This is a genomic window from Rhizobium tropici CIAT 899 (genome assembly GCF_000330885.1).
GTDB classification, from domain to species: Bacteria; Pseudomonadota; Alphaproteobacteria; order Rhizobiales; family Rhizobiaceae; genus Rhizobium; species Rhizobium tropici.
Genome location: NC_020060.1, coordinates 199283 through 216610 on the forward strand (window position 1 = coordinate 199283; position 17328 = coordinate 216610).

20 protein-coding genes are annotated in these 17328 nt (G+C 59.0%); 6 read left to right on the top strand and 14 right to left on the bottom strand.

Annotated features, from left to right (window positions below):
- The first annotated feature begins 47 nt into the window (after positions 1–47).
- Together RTCIAT899_RS19550 and RTCIAT899_RS19555 are read left to right on the top strand one after the other, a co-directional pair.
- Complete coding sequence (locus RTCIAT899_RS19550) at positions 48–464, top strand: DUF6088 family protein (protein ID WP_013984772.1); 417 nt, start codon at positions 48–50, stop codon at positions 462–464.
- Entirely contained in the window at positions 454–1365 is a 912-nt protein-coding gene (locus RTCIAT899_RS19555) for a nucleotidyl transferase AbiEii/AbiGii toxin family protein (RefSeq protein ID WP_244441486.1), read from the top strand. Before RTCIAT899_RS19550 ends, RTCIAT899_RS19555 begins: the two co-directional genes overlap by 11 nt.
- A gap of 65 nt (positions 1366–1430) precedes the next feature.
- Here RTCIAT899_RS19555 and RTCIAT899_RS19560 read toward each other — a convergent pair whose 3' ends face one another.
- Complete coding sequence (locus tag RTCIAT899_RS19560) at positions 1431–1649, bottom strand: helix-turn-helix domain-containing protein (RefSeq protein ID WP_015341952.1); 219 nt, start codon at positions 1647–1649, stop codon at positions 1431–1433.
- 185 nt (positions 1650–1834) lie between these two features.
- On the opposite strand from RTCIAT899_RS19560, the gene RTCIAT899_RS19565 reads away from it, so the two are divergent.
- Positions 1835–2155: a transcriptional repressor TraM gene (locus tag RTCIAT899_RS19565; protein WP_013984775.1), complete on the top strand. Its 321-nt coding sequence runs from the start codon at positions 1835–1837 to the stop codon at positions 2153–2155.
- On the opposite strand, the gene RTCIAT899_RS19570 is transcribed toward RTCIAT899_RS19565, so the two are convergent.
- The 13 genes from RTCIAT899_RS19570 to traI form a co-directional block, all read right to left on the bottom strand.
- A complete protein-coding gene (locus RTCIAT899_RS19570) occupies positions 2152–2865 on the bottom strand; it encodes an autoinducer binding domain-containing protein (RefSeq protein ID WP_041678075.1) in 714 nt (237 codons plus the stop codon). The two genes, RTCIAT899_RS19565 and RTCIAT899_RS19570, sit on opposite strands and share 4 nt — an antisense overlap.
- A gap of 323 nt (positions 2866–3188) precedes the next feature.
- On the bottom strand, positions 3189–4484 hold the full coding sequence (gene trbI, locus RTCIAT899_RS19575; RefSeq protein ID WP_013984777.1) for an IncP-type conjugal transfer protein TrbI: 1296 nt from the start codon (positions 4482–4484) through the stop codon (positions 3189–3191).
- Positions 4485–4501: 17 nt separating this feature from the next.
- Complete coding sequence (gene trbH, locus RTCIAT899_RS19580) at positions 4502–4942, bottom strand: conjugal transfer protein TrbH (protein ID WP_013984778.1); 441 nt, start codon at positions 4940–4942, stop codon at positions 4502–4504.
- A 3-nt stretch (positions 4943–4945) separates the two neighbouring features.
- The gene (trbG, locus tag RTCIAT899_RS19585; RefSeq protein ID WP_015341954.1) at positions 4946–5758 is read right to left on the bottom strand and encodes a P-type conjugative transfer protein TrbG; all 813 of its coding nucleotides are present in this window, start codon (positions 5756–5758) and stop codon (positions 4946–4948) included.
- 17 nt (positions 5759–5775) lie between these two features.
- Positions 5776–6438: a conjugal transfer protein TrbF gene (locus RTCIAT899_RS19590; RefSeq protein ID WP_013984780.1), complete on the bottom strand. Its 663-nt coding sequence runs from the start codon at positions 6436–6438 to the stop codon at positions 5776–5778.
- Positions 6439–6462: 24 nt separating this feature from the next.
- Positions 6463–7641, bottom strand: coding sequence for a P-type conjugative transfer protein TrbL (gene trbL / locus RTCIAT899_RS19595; protein WP_013984781.1), 1179 nt, complete (start codon positions 7639–7641; stop codon positions 6463–6465).
- Between the two features lie 4 nt (positions 7642–7645).
- Positions 7646–7822 (bottom strand): entry exclusion protein TrbK, encoded by a 177-nt coding sequence (gene trbK, locus RTCIAT899_RS19600; protein ID WP_013984782.1) that lies wholly within the window; start codon positions 7820–7822, stop codon positions 7646–7648.
- A complete protein-coding gene (gene trbJ, locus RTCIAT899_RS19605; RefSeq protein ID WP_015341955.1) occupies positions 7816–8619 on the bottom strand; it encodes a P-type conjugative transfer protein TrbJ in 804 nt (267 codons plus the stop codon). Before trbJ ends, trbK begins: the two co-directional genes overlap by 7 nt.
- Positions 8591–11047 carry a conjugal transfer protein TrbE gene (locus tag RTCIAT899_RS19610; protein ID WP_015341956.1) on the bottom strand — a complete coding sequence of 819 codons (2457 nt, stop codon included), beginning with the start codon at positions 11045–11047 and terminating at the stop codon, positions 8591–8593. The genes trbJ and RTCIAT899_RS19610 overlap by 29 nt, the downstream gene beginning before the upstream one ends.
- Positions 11048–11056: 9 nt before the next feature.
- Entirely contained in the window at positions 11057–11356 is a 300-nt protein-coding gene (locus RTCIAT899_RS19615; RefSeq protein WP_013984785.1) for a conjugal transfer protein TrbD, read from the bottom strand.
- Positions 11349–11732 carry a TrbC/VirB2 family protein gene (locus RTCIAT899_RS19620; RefSeq protein ID WP_013984786.1) on the bottom strand — a complete coding sequence of 128 codons (384 nt, stop codon included), beginning with the start codon at positions 11730–11732 and terminating at the stop codon, positions 11349–11351. Before RTCIAT899_RS19620 ends, RTCIAT899_RS19615 begins: the two co-directional genes overlap by 8 nt.
- Positions 11722–12699: a P-type conjugative transfer ATPase TrbB gene (gene trbB, locus RTCIAT899_RS19625; protein ID WP_015341957.1), complete on the bottom strand. Its 978-nt coding sequence runs from the start codon at positions 12697–12699 to the stop codon at positions 11722–11724. Before trbB ends, RTCIAT899_RS19620 begins: the two co-directional genes overlap by 11 nt.
- Before the next feature lie 10 nt (positions 12700–12709).
- The gene (gene traI / locus RTCIAT899_RS19630; RefSeq protein WP_015341958.1) at positions 12710–13336 is read right to left on the bottom strand and encodes an acyl-homoserine-lactone synthase; all 627 of its coding nucleotides are present in this window, start codon (positions 13334–13336) and stop codon (positions 12710–12712) included.
- Between the two features lie 388 nt (positions 13337–13724).
- Here traI and repA point away from each other — a divergent pair, with 388 nt between their 5' ends.
- From repA to repC, 3 genes are all read left to right on the top strand, one after another.
- Positions 13725–14939, top strand: coding sequence for a plasmid partitioning protein RepA (repA, locus tag RTCIAT899_RS19635; RefSeq protein ID WP_013984789.1), 1215 nt, complete (start codon positions 13725–13727; stop codon positions 14937–14939).
- The gene (repB, locus tag RTCIAT899_RS19640) at positions 14936–15961 is read left to right on the top strand and encodes a plasmid partitioning protein RepB (protein ID WP_013984790.1); all 1026 of its coding nucleotides are present in this window, start codon (positions 14936–14938) and stop codon (positions 15959–15961) included. Before repA ends, repB begins: the two co-directional genes overlap by 4 nt.
- Before the next feature lie 155 nt (positions 15962–16116).
- Positions 16117–17328, top strand: a complete 1212-nt coding sequence (gene repC, locus RTCIAT899_RS19645; RefSeq protein ID WP_013984791.1) for a plasmid replication protein RepC — start codon at positions 16117–16119, stop codon at positions 17326–17328.

A 17328-nucleotide genomic window follows, 5' to 3' on the forward strand; every position in this document is an offset into this window, starting at 1 on the left:
TTTTTGCATATATTGCGTGTCGGGTGTTTGAAGAGAAATGACCGAGCATGCACCAGCAGAAGACATTGAAGCAGAAGATAAAAACCCGAGTAGCGAGAACGAAGAAGACCGATGTCTTTCTTCCACGGGATTTTGCTGACCTCAGTGGCGAGGACCAGATTCTGCGCGCGCTCAGGTCTTTGGTCCACGATGGCACCCTTTTGCGGCTGGGTTATGGTGTCTACGCCCGTGCCATACGATCACGCATCACCGGCCGGCTTATGGTCTCTAGCGCTAACGGCTTCCACAGCGCAGCGCTTCAGGCGCTCAACAAGCTTGGTGTGCCCTGGGAGCAGAGCGAGAGCACGAAAGCTTACAACGAAGGCCGCTCCACCCAGATCCCGGTGAACCCGACGGTCAAGGTCAAGGCGCGCTTCAATCGGCGGCTCTCCGATGGCCGCACGGAGCTTCGCGTTGAACGGTAAGCCGGACGAGAAAACGCTTCTTGAAGTCCAGGAATATTTCAACCTCCCTTCAGCAGCGCTGGTGGAGAAGGACTGGTTTGTCGTTCGTGCACTGGCTGCCATTCATGACGTGGAGGTCGAGGGTCTGACGCTGGCGTTCGGCGGGGGAACGGCGCTTGGTCGCGCCTATCGCCTGCTTGAGCGGATGTCTGAAGACATAGACCTTCGCATCATCGGCCAGGAAAAGCCGTCTCGCGGCGCCCTCAAGCGTTTACGGAGACAGGTGACAGCTCGGCTTGAAGCGGCGGGTTTTGTCGTAGAGGGTCACGTCCGCGTACTGCATGACGGTACTTATGTTCGCTACGACTTGCCTTACGAGCCTATCGCAAAAGGCGAAGGCGTCCTGCGCCCGGAAATCAAAATAGAGCTGGCGACATTTCCGATTTGCACTGGTCCCGAAAGGCGCTCGGTGTCTTCCTTTGTCGCCGAAGCCACCGGCGCTGCGGCGGAAGCAACAAACGTCGCCTGCGTGCGTGTCGTTGAAACCGCGGCGGACAAATTCGTTGCGCTCGGGCGCCGCGCCGGTTTTGCTTTTGCAGGCCTGGGAGATCTCGACCACACGCTTGTTCGTCATGTCTACGACCTGTCACGCATGGACGGCCACTATGATTTGGATGAGGCCGCGGCGATCGCTTTCGATACTATGAAGGCGGACGCCGAAAGCCGGGGCGAAGAATACCCCGCTTATAAGGCCGACCCAAAGACTGAGACGCTCCGGGCATACGAGATGATGTCTGAAGACGAGAAGTTCGCAGAAGGGTATGCGAAGTTGCTCGGGGACATGGTCTATGGGGAAAGACTTGACTTCGCTTCAGCTTTTGAGAAGGTGCAAAAATTCGCTGACCGGATGCGCGACGCGTAGTTGTCGATCAGCAGCAATTCAGAACGCTTGCTTCCAGCACCGAACCTCACGACGCTTTCGCACGATCAGGTCGAGCTTGTTTCCGTCAGGAATTCTCTTGGATCGACAGCCAGTGCTTTGGAAATCTGGCCAAGGACCGTTAGCGTTGCAGACATCTCTGCACGCTCAATGGCACCGATATGGCGCGCACTCAGGCCTGTGCGATGGGCCAATTCTTCCTGCGTCAGTTTCTGGCCATGGCGGATACGACGCAAATTCCTCGCCATGACCTCGTTGAGATCCATGACATCAGCGGAAACAGAATCGGAACTATTGTTCTAGGAACTATAGTTCCGATTCGACAAAGCCTGTGATATTGCCGGGTGATCAGATGTTTACTCTTCCAAGAGGATCGTCTGACATAGGAGCCGAGAGGCGTGCGCGAATACGGCGCAGTCGCGCCAATCCATCGATCTGGGAAGGAAAAGAAATGCAAGATGCGGGTTCCTCGCAAGCCGGAGGAGACCAGAGGAAACCTCGATATGATTTGATGGACAAGGCGGAATTGGAGACGCTGACAGTGGCCGCCATTCGCGAACATCGCCGTCTGCTCGCCGCCGATCAGGCCGTCTACGAGGAGTGGATACGCGCGAGCGAGGATCCTACGATCGTCAGTTCGGTTCTGGAGACGCTCCAGGAAGAGCATTTTGCGCGCCAAACAAGGGCCGCAGCTCAGCAGGACGAGCTTTCGGATATGCTCGACGCACTCGGCTTCGTGCCGGAAGTACCGGTCGATGACGATGTCAGCTAGCTGGGAGGCAGCAAACCCCGATCCTTGGCGATCGCCACAAGATGCGGCACCGACTCGGCGCCGAGCTTGCCACGCGCCTTATCGAGATGGTGCTGCACAGTCCGGAACGCGATGCCGACCAAATTGGCGGTTGTAAGCGTACTCTTTCCTTTTGCCGCCCAGATCAAGCAGTCCATTTCACGCGGCGACAGCGCCTGCTTTGGATTGAGGGTGGTCTTGCCGCCGATCATCTTCAAGCGATAATGGATCATCATCACCAATTGCACTGCCCGTTTCGGGTCAAAAGCGACCGGCAGTTCCACATTCCTTTCGGAGGATGCGAAGGTCAGCATCATCGATGTTCCGTAGCTGCCTTCCACGGGAATGGTCATGCCACAACGGATTCCGTGCTCGATCGACTCGTTGCGAAACTTTCTGAGCTCAGACGAGCCGCGCGGTCTCCAATCGTCCGCCGTCCAGAAGAAAATATCGCCTTTCCGTTTGGCTTGCGTCACGACCGGATCGATATTGGAGTAATCGGCCGAGAGATAGGTGCGTTCCCACGGCTTTGGATAGGTGTTGAAGGTCTTGATTTGGGCGCCTTCCTTTTGCAGATAGGCAAACCGCTCGTAGCCGCAGGAACGCGCGAAGCGTTTCATGGCACCCTTGATCGTAAGCTCATCCTGCGCAGCTTCCAACATGTCGACGAGCGAGCGAAATTCTCCATCCACCAGCGTTTCTCCTGTCTTATCGACCTGTAGGTCGGTCATGATCTGGCACATCGAGACACTCGAACAGGCCTCACCGCCCGGCGGCCAAGCCATAGCCACAATCAGCCACAGGCATCTCGACGCAACCCACGGTGCCAGAGTAGCGCGGAGCAGTCCCTCTAACCGTGTAGGTCTAGCACTACCTGCGAAAAGACAAGTTTCAAGTCCCCTTGAACTAAAAAGATGACAAAGTCAGGAAAGTTATTGCGGGGATTGCAATGTTGCACTGGCGAGCGCGCCATGCCAGCGGCTGAAGTGGCGGCGAAGCTGTCGGAGGATGTTCGTCAGTTTCTGCTGTAGGTCGACGGAAATATAATATCCTGGTCCACGAGCACGTTGAACTTGTAGCCGGGGCGGATCTGGATGGTCGGCTGCACATTCAGGTTCTTTGAAATGGTCTGCTCGGCGACCCTGCCAAACGATTCCGCAAAGTTGCGGCGGGCCGCATCCGATGCGGTCTCCTGCGTCGCGAGCGTCGAGCTTTGCGGCATCGACATGTCGATCCCTGTTCCGATAAGCGCGATGAGTGCCGCAGAACTCCAGGTGCGCCAGAGATGCCGATCGACCTTGTCCTTGAAGCCGCCATAGCCTTCGGCATCCGTGCCGGCCATGCCGCCGATCTGCAGCGTCGCTCCGTTCGGGAAGATGAGGTCGGTCCAGACGACGAGGACACGTTCCTGGCCGAAAGAGACCTTGGAATCGTAACGGCCGAACAGTTTTGCCCCCTGCGGGATCAGCAACCGGTAGCCGGTGGCACTGTCATAGACGTTTTGACTGACCTGCGCGGTGATCCGGCCGGGAAGGTCGGAGTTGAGACCCGTGATCAAGGTGGCGGGAATGACGGAGCCGCGCTTGAGCTCATAGGCCGACATCTGCGGCACCACCCGGTTCGGCAGGTAGCCAAGGTCCTTGATGTCCTGGTTGAAGAAATCCTCCTTCGACGTCTGCGCGTTGGGATCGACATTATGCCCCATCAGACCGGACTTCATGGCTGCGGCGTAAAGGTCCGAGGCGCTGTTGGCAGTGGTTGTCTGCGCGTCCGTATCTGCGGTGGTCTTGGCGGCCTTCTCGACGTCGGAAATATCCACCTTCAACGGCGAGTCCAACGCCGTCGCCCGTGCCTGCAGCCGGGCCATGCGCTGTCGTTGCGCTTCACGGATATACTGTTCATCCTGCTCCCGTTTCAGGCGCGCTTTCCATTCCGCTTCTGATTCCAGTCTCGGGCGCCGCTCCTCTCGCTGGATGGGCGTGCGGTCGACGACGGCGGTTTCCTTCGTGACCTTCTGTTCGACGGCGGGGGTCGGTTGGAAGACTTCGCGTTGTTCCGGATCGCCAATGATGCCGTCGGTGACACCACGCTTGAGCTGGTCGCCGAAGTTGGTTGCGGGAGCATTCGAAGCGCTGTCGAGATCGGAGCTCCGATTGAAAGGGAGCCCGCGCCAAGACAAGCCGATGACAACGACGCCGACGAACAGCGCGACGATGATGATGGCCAGGATGATCGGCAGCCGGTTCAGACGGCGCATGCCCTTTTGATCGTCGGCCTGGCTGGAGGTGCCCAGTTGCAGAGATTGGACCATGCTATGCTCGCCTCCCCTCACTTGCGCTGCATGATCGACAGCGGGCTTGCCGGCACAGCGCCCGCGGCCGTTGCCGTATAGGCCCGACCAAGCGCGATCGATGGCGTCGACAGCCTTGCAAGTATCTGGCCGTCGACGCCGTCGATCGAATAGGCGAGTTCCACGGGTTTGATGTCCTTGCCAACCTTGCCATCGGTTACGACCGTATAACCCCAACCCTTCAGCGCGGCCTCGAGCGCTGTTGCAAAGTCTGATGAGTCCTTCTCCATCTTGATGGTCGTCGTGCCAGCGGGAGCGATCTGCTCGGCAAGCCGGCTTGCCATGTCGCCGGCAATCGCACTTGCGGCCGGACCTGTGAGGGTGGTTGGGGTTGTGCCGGTGGTCAGTCCGTCCTCGGCGGTCTGGCAGCCGGAAAGAATGGCGGCGGCGATGGAGAGAGTGATGAGAGGCTTGCGCATGGTTCAGCCTCCCCGCCGGATGGTGATCTTCTGCTGGCGCCAGCCGACCCCGGAGACGAGTATTGCTTTGTCGACCGCGTAGTCGACGATCATCATCTCGTTCTTCATCCGATAATTGACGATGCGGTTCTGGCCACCGCTGACGACGAAAAGAATCGGCGCATCCTGGCTCGAAACTGATTTCGAGAACTGGATGTAGGTCTTGGTGCCATCCGAATAGACTCGCTTCGGCTTCCAGGGCGCGCTCCCACTGATGGAGTAAGAAAAGTTCAGCTTGTCGGGCGCGGATCCAGGAATGCCTCCGGTCTCCAGCCGGGAGTTGATATCGGCAAGTTTGGTTGACACGTCCTCGGGGTATTCGAAGCCGACGCGTGCCATATACTGGCTCGGATGTGATTTCAGCTGGATGTGATAGGTGCGCCGCGAGGTCGTGACCACCATTGACGTGACGAGGCCCGCCTCCGACGGCTTGACGATCAGGTGGATCGCCTGTCCGCCGGTGGCGCCGGAGGTCGCGGGCTCCACCTTCCAGCGAACGGTATCGCCAACCAGAACATCGCGAACGATCTCGCCGCCTTGCAATTCGATATCGCAGACCTGCAGCGGCGAGCAGACGACCGACGGCTGCGTCTCGCCGAAGAGAAAGATGACTTTGCCATCGGGGCCAGTCGTCACCAGTCCCGATGTGCCACGCCATTTCCTGGAAATGTTCGTACCCTTCACCTCGTTGTTTGACATGCTCTGTGCTTGCGCATCGCTCACGAAGACGAGTCCGGCCAGGCAGCCGACGGCCGCGAATATTTTTGTTATGTGCATTGAGAAATCCCCTGCCCTTAAAGCTGTGCTGTCCAGTCGAAATCCCGGACATAGAGGCCGATCGGATTGAGGCGGATGGTCGCCTCATCCTGCGGTGCGGTAAGCGTCACCGTTGCGATCCCGCGAAACCGGCGCGTGCCGATTTCCTTGCCCTTGCGGTCGCGTTCGTATTCGGTCCAGTCGATCTGATAGGTCTGGTTCGAGAGCGCCACGATATTGTTGACTTCGATTGCAACGGTCGAAGCCTTCGCCTTTTCGAACGGCGAGTTACCCCGGAACCAGGCGTTGATCTTCTCGGTCGAGGGATCGGATGTGCGAAGGAGCGCGTAGGTCCGATCGATATATTGCTTCTGTACGACAGCATCAGGCGTGATCGAACGGAAGCTGGTGACGAAATTCCCGAGCGTCGCGCGCACCACCCGAACATCGGCATATTCGATCTGTTGAGGATAGCCTGATGTCACCGCGGTCCCGAGTTTGTCGACCTCGACGATATAGGGAACCAGCTTGACCTGGGTGCTAAGATACATCGCATATGCGAATCCAATCACGGCCATGGTCAAACCGAGGATGCCGACGATGCGCCAAGCGGCGGCGGACTGCACATAGGAACCGTATCGCTCGTTCCATTCCTGGCGCGCGGCAAGATAGGGGTTTTCGGGAGCGCGGTTCGCTGCCATCGATCGATCACTTTCTGATTGCTGTTAGTCTTTGCGTTCGGGAGGTGGCTTCGGCCCGCTATGCCCGCTGCGCGCTTGGTCGAGCTTGGCGTTAGCCAGACCGAGGATCGATCCGGCATAGGCTCCGGGAGAACCGATGGCCTTTTCCTTGGCAGCGGACCCCGCCACTTTTCCCGCGGACCCGATTCCTGCACCGAAACCACGAAGAGCTGCACCTGCAACGGATGACCCAGCAGCGCGAGCAGCCTGGGCAGCCGCAAAGCCTGCGCCCGCCGCACCCGCTGCAAGGAACCCGGCGCCCGTGGCGAAGGATGCCGCTTGGCCGCCGTGGCGGATCGCCTCCATTCCGCCCGAAACCGAGGCGCCCTGGACAACGCCCTGCATGATGTTCGGCACATAAATCGCGACAATGAAAACGACGACGGCAATGCCGGCAATCGCAAGCGCGGTCTGGAATTGTTCGCCAATGTCGGGTTGGTTTGCCAATCCGATCAGAACCTCCGATCCGATCCGCGAGATCATGACCAGTGCCATGAGCTTCATTCCGACCGAGAAAGCATAGATCAAATATCGGACAGCGAAGTCTTTGGTATAGGACGAACCGCCCAGGCCGAGCATGATCATGCCGGCGAGCAGGCCGATATACATCTCGACCATGACAGACACGAAAATCGCGGCGACGAGCGAGAACGAGATTACAACGACGACCATCGCAAAAGCGGCGGAGATCGCCAGCGCATTGTCCTCGAAAAGCCCAAACTGGATCTTTTCCGACATCTTGGTGGCGACGGCGAGTCCGGCATTGAAGACATCGGCCGGCGAAGCGGTGCCGCCTCCGGCGCCGATCTGAAACAGGCTATCAACTACTGCCTTGGCGAAGGTCGGTCCCTGCGCCAGTACGAACGCAAAGAAGCCGACGAACATGATTCGTCGGACGAGCTCGGCAAACCAACTATCGAGCGATGCAGCTTGGATCGCGAGCCAGACGGCCGCGATGCCGATCTCGATCGTTGCCAGAATCCAGAACAGGGATTTTGCCGCATCCATGACGGTTGTTTCCCAACCCTTCGCGGCCGTTGTGATCTGGCTTTGCAACGAGGTTAGCACCGAGCCTTCCTGGGCGAGGGCTGGCTGAGCCGCCAGCACGCATAAGGTGGTGAGCAGAATCGCTGCCCTCAGCCGTTGAAGAGATATTGCCGTCATCTCCTCACCACTCGACTTTCATCTTTTCGCCGCCAGAGGTCGGATATTTCTTCGAAGTGCCGAAGAACTGGTCACGACGCTCCTGAGCAACCTGCTTTACGGAGATGAGCAGCCAGATGCCGGCGCTGGCGGCCGACACGAGGGCTGCGATCGCGAGGAGGATCAATTTCGTTCTCACCATTCCACCTTCATTTTTTCGCCGCCGGAGGTGGACGGTGCCGTTCCGCTGAAGAATTTCTCGCGACGCGCCTGCGCGAGGTCCTTGTCGGTCTGTTCAGTCTGGAGCCAGGTGCCCATCATGGTCATCTGCTGGGATATCAGGCCGCGAAGCTTCTGCAACTGTGCGACCTGCTGCGCGGCGATCTCGTGTCCGACCTGCAGGGCTTTCATCTGTCCGTCGGCGGTTTCGGACATGGACCGCAGCGAGGACATCGTACCCTCCTCGCTATCGAACTGCTCCGCTGTCAGGCTCGCAGCCTTCAGCGTGCTGGCGATCGTGTCCCGGTTCGTATCTGACCAGGACTGATAGGTGGTAGAAAACGACGAATTGTCTGGCAGGTTGGTTCTGAGGCTAGAATAGCTTTGGAACCGCTGCTGCAGCACATCGTCGGCATTGCCCATTGAAAACGAGATGCTCTGGCCCTGGTCGACGATGCTGCGAATCTGGTTGAGATCGCTTTCGACCTGCCCCCACATATGTGATGGAAGCGTCGCGGTGTTCTGCAGCAGGTTCTGGTAGATATTGAGCTGGGTTTCGATCTGTTGCGCCAGCTGGCTGATCTGGGTGAGCTGATTCTGGATTTGCTCGCCCGATTTCCCGACCAGCGCAACGAGTTCGCCGTTGTTCAGGACCTGCGTCCATTCGGTGGCGGCACCCGTGGCAGTTCCGGCATTTGCGGGCACGGCAGCGCCGGCCGCCAACGCGACGGCCGCCAGTCCAGCAAGCAGTTTATTCGACGTTAAGCAGCGATGCGGCATCGTGAACTCCTCTCGTTTGAAGCCAGTGGATCGGCCACTCGCGGCCGTGTTCGACGGTGAGCGCGCCGATGCGCTTCAGTTCTTCCTTGCCGGAGGCCCCGACAAAACTGAGCGCCACAGGGCCGAGCGCCATATCGAATAGCCGGCGGCCTTCAGGTGTGACGACGTAATACTCGCGCTTGGGAGTGGCGTTTGAGACAATCTCGATCTGCCTCTCGTTAAAGCCGATCCGCTCATAGAACTCGCGGGTTCCAGGTTCCCGAGCGGCGCCGTTCGGAAGGCATATCTTTGTCGGGCAGGATTCCTTCAGGACATCGATGATCCCGGAGCGCTCGGCGTCTGAGATCGATTGCGTGGCGAGCACGACGGCGCAGTTGGCCTTGCGCAGCACCTTCAGCCATTCGCGGATTTTGGCTCGAAACACCGGATGGCCGAGCATCAACCAGGCCTCATCGAGGATAATCAGGCTAGGCGAGCCATCGAGACGCTTCTCGATCCGACGGAAAAGGTAGGTGAGAACGGGCACGAGATTGCGCTCGCCCATATTCATCAGCTGTTCGATCTCGAAGGTCTGGAAGGCGCGGAGGGTCAAACCGTCCTGTTCGGCGTCGAGCAACTGACCCATCGGTCCATCGACCGTGTAATGATGGAGCGCGTCCTTGATCTCGCGCATCTGAACGCCGCTCACAAAGTCCGAAAGCGATCGGCCGGCTGCGCTCGCCATCAAACCAATCTGACGCGAGATAGCGTTGCGGTGATCTGGAGTGATGGCAACGCCCTGCAGCGCAACCAGCATTTCTATCCATTCCGTCGCCCATGCGCGATCACCGTCGCTCGCGAGCTCCGAGAGTGGGCAGAAGGCCAGCGCCCTCCCCTCCTCATGCGCATCGCCCCCGATCTCGTAGTGATCGCCGCCTGTGGCGAGCGTCAACGGCAGGAGCGAGTTCCCCTTGTCAAAGGCGAAGATCTGGGCGCGTTCATAGCGCCGGAACTGCGCTGCGATCAGTGCCAGTAGCGTCGACTTGCCCGAACCGGTCGGCCCAAAAATCAGCGTGTGACCGACGTCGTCGACATGGAGGTTCAAGCGGAACGGCGTGGACCCGCTGGCCACCTGCATCAGCGGCGGAGAGTTCGGCGGGTAGAATGGGCACGGTGCGACAGGGCTGCCCGACCAGACAGAGTTGAGCGGAATAAGATCTGCGAGGTTGCTGGTGTTGATCAGCGGTTCGCGGATATTACAGTACCAGTTGCCCGGCAGGCTGCCGAGAAAGGCGTCAGTGGCATTCAGCGTTTCGATCCGCGCCCCGAAGCCTTCGGCCTGGACCAGCCGGCGGATAGCCTCTGCCTTTTCCTGCAAGGCTTCGCGATCGTGATCGAAGAGAACAATGACCGGCGTATAGTAGCCATATGCCACCAATTGCGAGGAAGCCTGGGCGATTGCGTCCTCTGTCTCGGCCACCATGCTCATGGCATCCTGGTCAATGGAACGGCTCTGCGTCTGGAACAGCTGATCGAAGAACGGCCTTACCTTCTGCTGCCACTTCTTGCGGGTCCTTTCCAGCTTTTGGCGAGCCTCTTGCGCGTCGAGAAAGATGAAGCGCGACGACCAGCGATATGTGAGGGGCATGAGGTCAAGGCTATTGAGAATTCCTGGCCAACTCTCGGCCGGCAGACCGTCGATCGAAACGACGCCGAGAAAGCGGCTTTCGACCTTTGGTGTCAGCCCATGCTCAAGCTCAGCGGTGGCGATCCAGTCGAGATACATCGGCGCATCCGGAAGACGGATCGGATGATTCTCGCCGGTGATGCAGAAGCGAACGAATTGCAGCAGCTCGTCGTAGCGGGCGACCCGCTCCCCTCCCCTCTCGACGACTTCGCGGGTTTCCATCCGGCGTATAGACAGGGTGTTGGCAAGATACTGCTCGATCTCGCGCACAGCGTTCTTGAAGACGAACAGCACCGTGTCCGCATAGCTCTTCTTGCGGCTCTCCTCATCCGAGTAGATGTATTTGCTGAGGGCCGTCTTTTTGGACTCGAGCGGCCGATATGTGAGGACGAGCGCGTGCTTGCTTTCGAAATGTCCCTGCTCGCGCGCGAAATGCGCCCGCCGTTCGGCGTCGATCGCGCGCGTGACCGTGTCGGGAAAGTGGCAACGATCATCCGCCGGATAGTCGAATGTCGGAATGCGGACCGCTTCGACCTGGATCATCCAGCCGCTTCCGAGCCTCGACAGGATTGTATTGATCTGGCGCGACAGTTCGTTGCGCTCCAGATCCGTCGCGCTTTCGGAATCCGGGCCGGCAAAGTACCAGCCGCCCATCAGGCTCCCGTCTTTCAACAGGAGCACGCCATTGTCGACCAGACCGGCATAGGGAACGAGATCCGCGAAGGATGGGCCAGTGGCCCGGAAGCGTTTAAGAGCGACCATGTCTCCTCCTCAATACCGACGCCACGGCGAGGAGGTCGCCTTGTAGTAATGGCGGTACGAGATGTGGCGGACATAGACCTGCCGCATGAGCGGGTCTGCCTTTGCCATCATCCTCAAGACGCCGACGAGGACGATCCAGATGGCAATGCCGAAAAGGGCGGAGTATGCCGTCAGCACTACGAAAATGAGGATGACGGCAGCAAGCCCGGTGAGCAGCACGAGCTCCCGGTCCGCGCCCATCAACAGGTTCGGGCGCGAAAGGGCACGGTGAATGCGGTTGCGTTGCAGCCCGGACAGGGACTCAGCCATGGGCCCCCTCCCCCGCTCCGCTTGGATCGATGGTCGTGGCTCGCTCGTCCGGCACGCCGATCGTGGCGCCGGTGGCACCGAAAAGGCCTACGATGTTGGTCGCGCCGAGCAGGATGCCGGCGACGAGCACGACATAGACGAGCCGCCGCGCGAAATCGTTGAGTTCGCCCCCGAAGATCAGCATGCCGCCGGCGATCGCCACTGCTGCAAGCGCGATGGCACCGGCAACCGGGCCGGTGATCGACTCCTGGATTTGTTGCAGCGGCCCTTCCCATGGGAGGCTGCCGCCGGAACTCGCGAGCGCAGGGGCAAACGACGCCAGGACGATGGGCGCTGCAAGGAGCGCGACGGCGATAGCAGCGTTCTTACGCGACATAGCGCGCCTCCTGTTCTTCCGTGAGCTCATCTGACTCGATTTCGTATTGGCCGTGTGCATGGCGCTCGACCTGAATAACGTCGCGGACGCGCCGGCCCCTTGCCGTCCGTTCGATCGAGATGATTAGATCGACCGCCTCGCCGATCACCTCCTGCATCGGCTGTTGGCTGGCTTCGGCGGTCAGTTGCTCAAGGCGGCGGAGCGCCGACATTGCAGTGTTGGAATGGATGGTCGCGACGCCACCCGGGTGGCCGGTATTCCACGCCTTGAGCAAGGTGAGCGCGGCCCCATCACGGACTTCGCCGACGACGATCCGGTCGGGACGCAGCCGCATCGTGCTCTTTAAGAGCCGCGCCATATCGACAGTATCGCTTGTGTGGAGAAGGACGGCGTTCTCGGCTGTGCACTGGATCTCTGCGGTATCCTCGAGGATAACGAGGCGGTCGTCCGGCGCCGACTTGACGATTTCGTTGAGGACGGCGTTCGCAAGCGTCGTCTTGCCCGAGCCGGTGCCGCCGGAGATGATGATGTTGAGCCGAGACGAAATCGCGCTGCGGATCGTCAACGCTTGCTGCTCGCTCATCACGCCCGAGCGCACGTAATCCTCAAGCGGGATTAAGCGTGAGGCGCGACGGCGAATGGTGAAGGCCGGCTTGGAGACCACAGGAGGCAACAGTCCTTCGAAGCGATGGCCGCCGATGGGCAGTTCGCCGGAGACGATCGGCTGCTCGGTATCGACCTCGGACTGGAGCGAATGCGCCACGGTTCCGATAATCATTTCAGCACTTGCGGACGACATTTCTCCGGCGGGTACAACGCCATGGCCGAGTCGTTCGATGAACAGTTTGCCGTCCGGATTGAGCATGATTTCGACAACAGTCGAATCGTCGAGCGCGACGCAGAGCTGATCGCCGAGCGCCTCCTGAAGCTTGCGGACGAGTCGAGGATGAGAGCGAAGCTGGTTCACGGTTTTCTCCTTATGCTGCCTGACCCAGCGGACCATTGAATTGCGAGCGATAGCTGGACGGGCGGAGCCTCAGAAATGTTTCCACGTTCGCCGGGAGCATCCCTGCGACAGCTGTAGTCACGCCGATACGGCTCGGATCGCCGATGCGCTTAAGCGGCCAGCCGACACGACCGAGAATGCGTTCGAACCGCAGGTCGGTCACCGTCACGATCTCGGTGATGCCGTTTGCGAGGCACCACTCGATGATGCCGGCAAACATCGTCAGCGTTGCCTCATGCACCGATCCCGATCCCCTGCCCTCTTCAAGGGTCGTATCCACGCAGAAGCGGGAGCTCTCGACCATCGCGGGGTGTGCGTGCAGCCCGTCCTCCGGTAGAAGCGACGGAAAGACGTTGGTCACCATGGTCGAGCCAGCGGCCGGCAGGAGCCGGGCGCAACCGCTAACGTTGCCGAGGTCGGAAACGGCCAGGATGTAGGTGGGGTCAAGGGAATCGAAGCCGTCCGATTCCTCACCATCTACGACGTTGACCTCCCAGCCCAGCCGCTCCGAGAAGACGCGAGCGCGTAGCTGGTGATGTTGCTGGATGAGCCGAGCTTCGTGAACATTCCGCGGTTTGTTGAGCGCGAAAACCTGCATCAATTTCTCCGTCGTCGTTGATCGGCGGAGAAGTCAGCATGGAACGGTATTGCGCGGTAGTTGGAGGATCCTGCAATGTTTTGCGCGTGAGTCGCGCCGCAGTGGCCGCGGAGTTTGATGAAATCAGGTCCAATCACGCCCAACGCGGCTAGTTAGGTTTGCAGGATTCACAGATAAACAGATCGAGAACATAGCCGAAGGTCGGGCATGTTAACTCCGCGAATATTAACGGAAAATCGGCGGCTATCAATTTTTCTGGCGCAGCGGCGTTAACCTTTCGTTAACCTAAAACCGCTTGCTCAAAATTCAGAATCGGCTCTAATGGTTAGTGGCGGAACTTTACCGGTTTCGCGAAAAATACCGCCACTTGCAGGAAATGGGTTTTGAGATGGCGAAGACCGCCGCAAAAACAGCGCCAGTCGTTGAAGGATTGACCGCATTGATGGAGCGTCACGCCGACGCCCTCTCCAGCCAACTTCAGGCGCATCATCTCAAGGTATTCCCGCCCACGGCTGAAAAAGGCATTCGATCCTTTGCTCCGTCAGAGGTCTCAAAACTGCTCGGCATCGGTGAGTCTTATCTTAGGCAGACTGCGTCGGAAATGCCAGAATTGCACGTGAGCATGAGCCCCGGCGGTCGACGCACGTTCACGATCGAAGATATCCATGCAATCCGCAAGCACCTGGACCAGATCGGCCGCGGGAACCGGCGCTACCTGCCCCATCGTCGCGAGGGTGAGCAGCTTCAAGTTATCTCGGTGATGAATTTCAAGGGTGGCTCGGGCAAGACGACGACAGCCGCGCATCTGGCGCAATATCTGGCGATGCGTGGCTACCGCGTCCTGGCAATCGATCTCGATCCCCAGGCAAGCCTTTCCGCACTCTTCGGCAGTCAGCCAGAAACGGACGTCGGTCCGAATGAGACTCTTTATGGCGCCATCAGGTACGATGACGAGCAGGTTCCGATCGAGCAGGTTGTGCGAGGAACCTACATTCCGGACCTCCATCTCATTCCGGGTAATCTTGAACTGATGGAGTTCGAGCACGACACCCCGCGCGCCCTGATGAGCCGGAAGGAAGGCGACACGCTTTTTTACGGTCGTATCAGTCAAGTCATCGAAGACATCGCGGACAACTACGATGTCGTGGTCATCGACTGCCCTCCTCAACTGGGCTATCTCACGCTTTCGGCTTTGACCGCCGCGACGTCGATCCTGGTCACTGTCCATCCGCAGATGTTGGACGTGATGTCGATGAACCAGTTCCTGGCGATGACCTCGAATCTCCTCCGCGAGATCGAGAATGCGGGCGCACAGTTCAAATTTAATTGGATGCGCTATCTCATCACACGCTTTGAACCGAGTGACGGGCCCCAAAACCAGATGGTTGGCTATCTTCGTTCGATCTTCGGCGAAAACGTGCTCAACTTTCCGATGCTCAAGACAACTGCTGTTTCTGACGCTGGCCTGACAAACCAGACGCTCTTCGAGGTTGAGCGTGGTCAGTTTACGCGCTCGACCTACGATCGCGCCCTGGAGGCGATGAACGCTGTCAACGACGAGATCGAGACTCTGATCAAAAAAGCCTGGGGTAGAACCGCATGAGTCGGAAGCACCTTCTCGGCGTCTCCACAGACGCGCCCGACACTACATCAGTCGCTGACAACAGAGCGGCCAAGACTCGGTCGATGCCGCTTCTCGGCGTGGCGAGAAAAGAACGTGATCCTGCGACCAAGCTGACGGCAAACATCGGCAACGCACTGCGTGAGCAAAATGATCGTCTTGGCCGTGCCGAGGAGATTGAACGGCGGCTCGCGGAAGGTCAGGCCGTCGTTGAACTGGACCCATCATCAATCGAGCCGTCGTTCGTTCAAGATCGTATGCAAGGTGATATCGACGGTCTCCTTATGTCGATCCGGGAGCAAGGACAGCAGGTCCCAATCCTTGTGAGGCCTCATCCGGAAGGAGGTGGCCGATACCAGGTTGCCTTCGGCCATCGCCGCCTGCGCGCCGTGTCAGAGCTCGGACTGCCGGTCAAGGCGGTCGTTCGCGACTTGACCGACGAGCAATTGGTCGTGGCCCAGGGTCAGGAAAACAACGAACGTGAAGACCTCACATTTATTGAAAAGGCGCGTTTCGCGCATCAGCTGAACAAGCAGTTCTCGCGAGAAATCGTCATTGCTGCCATGTCGATCGACAAAAGCAATCTGTCGAAGATGCTCCTACTTATCGACGCCCTCCCCTCTGAGCTGATCGACGCCATTGGCGCCGCCCCAGGAGTCGGTCGCCCCAGCTGGCAACAACTCGCCGAATTGGTCGAGAAAGCAGGGTCGCCAGCGGACGTCGTCAAATTTGCGAGTTCGGCAGAGGCTCAGACGCTGCCATCAGCGGACCGGTTCAAGGCGGTGATCGGACACCTGAAGCCGCGTCGTATTGCGCGCGGTCTGCCGGAGGTCATGTCGACCCCGGATGGGGACAGACTTGCGCAGGTGACACAGAGCAAGAGCAAGCTGGAGATCACGATCGACAGGAAGGAGACGCCTGAGTTTGCCGCCTTTGTACTCGAACATTTGCCGGCGCTCTATCAAGAGCACCGTGCCAAGCATCAACAGAAACAGGGAGAGTAACCCGCAAAAGAAAAGAGCCCCCTCAACGTTGCCGTCGTGGAAGCCCTTCTGTCTCTTTAGCACGAACAGAATCGCATTTCCTCGAATCTTCGTCAAGAGTCTTTGGCGCCGTTTTGGTGAGCGGATTTCTTTTGCCTGCTGAAAGGTGAAAGACGATGCAGACGGGAAGTGTGACGACGCCATTCGGGCGGCGGCCGATGACGCTTGCGCTCGTGCGGCGCCAAGCGGCCTTGGCTGAAATAAAGCAAGGTAAGACAGCGGACAAGTGGAAGGTCTTCAGAGATGCCTCCACGGCCATGGAGCTGCTGGGAGTTCAGTCCAATAGCCTCGCGGTTCTTGACGCACTGTTGAGTTTCTATCCCGAGACTGAGTTGCGCCAGGACGCGCAACTGATCGTCTTCCCCTCGAATGCTCAGCTTTCACTTCGCGCGCATGCAATGGCGGGCGCGACTTTACGCAGACACATCGCCATACTGGTGGAAGCGGGTCTCATCGTTCGGAAGGATAGCGCCAATGGCAAGCGCTACGCCCGTAAGAACGGTGGTGGCGAGATCGAGAGCGCCTTCGGCTTCGACTTGTCGCCGCTGCTTGCTCGGGCGGAAGAGTTGGCCGTGCTAGCGCAGCGAGTGACGGCCGATAGAGCGGCATTGAGGCGAGCCAAGGAAAGCCTAACCATTTGCCGGCGCGATGTCCGTAAGCTCATCACTGCAGCAATGGAAGAGGGCGCCGATGGAGATTGGCAATCGGTCGAGGACGTCTACGTGGCGCTTGTAGGGCGGATTCCGCGCGTCCCGACCCTTGCCGGCACGACGGCTATTCTCGATGAAATGGAGATGCTTCGCGAGGAAGTCCTCAATCGATTGGAAATGCTCGAAAATTCTCAAAATAGTAGCACCAATGATGCTCATAGCGAGCAGCACATACAGAATTCAAAATCCGAATCCTTCATTGAATTTGAACCTAGCTCTAGAAAGGAGCAGGGGGCAAAGTCGAGTGCGGGTCGCCAACCGAAGAATGAACAGCAAAGGGCTTTCCCATTAGGGTTGGTGCTCAAGGCATGCCCGACGATCGTGGACTATGCGCCGGGGGGCATCGCGAGCTGGCGTGATCTGATGTCTGCTGCGGTGGTTGTTCGATCTGTGCTGGGGGTTAGCCCTTCCGCCTATCAGGATGCCTGCGAGGGGCTGGGCCCGGAAAATGCGGCGGTGGCGGTTGCGTGCATCCTGGAGAGAGCGACTTTCATCAACTCGGCGGGAGGTTATCTGCGTGATTTGACGCGGCGCAGTGAGCGGGGGGAATTCTCGCTTGGGCCGATGATAATGTCACTGTTGAGGGCCAACGGGCAGGGGGATCTGAAAGCCGGATAA

What these genes read in the sequence shown, in the direction of transcription:
- RTCIAT899_RS19550 (WP_013984772.1), top strand. Translation starts at nt 48, where the DNA reads ATGCACCAGCAGAAGACATTGAAGCAGAAGATAAAAACCCGAGTAGCG.
- RTCIAT899_RS19560 (WP_015341952.1), bottom strand. Translation starts at nt 1,649, where the DNA reads ATGGATCTCAACGAGGTCATGGCGAGGAATTTGCGTCGTATCCGCCAT.
- RTCIAT899_RS19565 (WP_013984775.1), top strand. Translation starts at nt 1,835, where the DNA reads ATGCAAGATGCGGGTTCCTCGCAAGCCGGAGGAGACCAGAGGAAACCT.
- trbI (WP_013984777.1), bottom strand. Translation starts at nt 4,484, where the DNA reads ATGGTCCAATCTCTGCAACTGGGCACCTCCAGCCAGGCCGACGATCAA.
- trbH (WP_013984778.1), bottom strand. Translation starts at nt 4,942, where the DNA reads ATGCGCAAGCCTCTCATCACTCTCTCCATCGCCGCCGCCATTCTTTCC.
- trbG (WP_015341954.1), bottom strand. Translation starts at nt 5,758, where the DNA reads ATGCACATAACAAAAATATTCGCGGCCGTCGGCTGCCTGGCCGGACTC.
- RTCIAT899_RS19590 (WP_013984780.1), bottom strand. Translation starts at nt 6,438, where the DNA reads ATGGCAGCGAACCGCGCTCCCGAAAACCCCTATCTTGCCGCGCGCCAG.
- trbL (WP_013984781.1), bottom strand. Translation starts at nt 7,641, where the DNA reads ATGACGGCAATATCTCTTCAACGGCTGAGGGCAGCGATTCTGCTCACC.
- trbK (WP_013984782.1), bottom strand. Translation starts at nt 7,822, where the DNA reads ATGGTGAGAACGAAATTGATCCTCCTCGCGATCGCAGCCCTCGTGTCG.
- trbJ (WP_015341955.1), bottom strand. Translation starts at nt 8,619, where the DNA reads ATGCCGCATCGCTGCTTAACGTCGAATAAACTGCTTGCTGGACTGGCG.
- RTCIAT899_RS19610 (WP_015341956.1), bottom strand. Translation starts at nt 11,047, where the DNA reads ATGGTCGCTCTTAAACGCTTCCGGGCCACTGGCCCATCCTTCGCGGAT.
- RTCIAT899_RS19615 (WP_013984785.1), bottom strand. Translation starts at nt 11,356, where the DNA reads ATGGCTGAGTCCCTGTCCGGGCTGCAACGCAACCGCATTCACCGTGCC.
- RTCIAT899_RS19620 (WP_013984786.1), bottom strand. Translation starts at nt 11,732, where the DNA reads ATGTCGCGTAAGAACGCTGCTATCGCCGTCGCGCTCCTTGCAGCGCCC.
- traI (WP_015341958.1), bottom strand. Translation starts at nt 13,336, where the DNA reads ATGCAGGTTTTCGCGCTCAACAAACCGCGGAATGTTCACGAAGCTCGG.
- repA (WP_013984789.1), top strand. Translation starts at nt 13,725, where the DNA reads ATGGCGAAGACCGCCGCAAAAACAGCGCCAGTCGTTGAAGGATTGACC.
- repB (WP_013984790.1), top strand. Translation starts at nt 14,936, where the DNA reads ATGAGTCGGAAGCACCTTCTCGGCGTCTCCACAGACGCGCCCGACACT.
- repC (WP_013984791.1), top strand. Translation starts at nt 16,117, where the DNA reads ATGCAGACGGGAAGTGTGACGACGCCATTCGGGCGGCGGCCGATGACG.